Origin of the sequence: Desulfovibrio sp. An276 (assembly GCF_002159665.1) — a bacterium.
In the GTDB taxonomy this organism is placed as follows: Bacteria; Desulfobacterota; Desulfovibrionia; order Desulfovibrionales; family Desulfovibrionaceae; genus Desulfovibrio; species Desulfovibrio faecigallinarum.
Window position 1 is genome coordinate 1 of the sequence record NZ_NFJC01000096.1, and the last position, 634, is coordinate 634.

Genomic DNA, 634 nt, shown 5'->3' on the forward strand with positions numbered 1-634 from the left:
TGAGAACTTAAGTTATCTAATACTAGTGTATGTCCTGGTTTAATACTTGGAAGAATAAATTTTTCGAGACACTTTTCAAAAGTTATTCTATTTAGTGCTCCTGGAAAAACAACAGGGGATATATCGCCATTCAAGTTAAAAGACGCCATGAGTGTTAAAGTTTTCCAAGAACCAGGAGCGGAGTCGACACATCGTTTTCCTTTGTAACTTCTTCCATATTTTCGCGTCATATCTGTACGTGTCGCTGATTCATCCAAAAAATTCAATGCATAAGGATTAATTTCCAAGATTTTTTCAAGAAATTCTTTTCTAGCTGCAATTACTTCCTCGCTGTCTTGCTCATCGGCATGCAGGCTTTTTTTTTTAAATGTAAATTTAATTTTTTGAATAGCCCTATGTACTGACGAAAGAGAACACTTTTTACCAAAATGCTCTCTAATCTCAGCAAGGGTAGCATCTACATTATTTTCTATAAATTCTGCCAATTGAGTCAATTCTTCTTCTGAAAATGCAGCAGCTCTATGACCCCTTGGTTTTGCTGTATATTCTTCATTTCTACACCATTTACCAATTGTAACACGAGAATAACCAGTTACTCTGCTTGCTTCTGTTTGAGTAAATTTACCATTCTTAT

1 protein-coding gene is annotated in these 634 nt (G+C 34.9%); it reads right to left on the bottom strand.

The window, feature by feature from the left end; all coding sequences use genetic code 11:
* Window positions 1-634 (bottom strand): transposase (locus B5F76_RS14680; protein WP_144268525.1); only part of this gene is annotated, 634 nt, incomplete at both ends.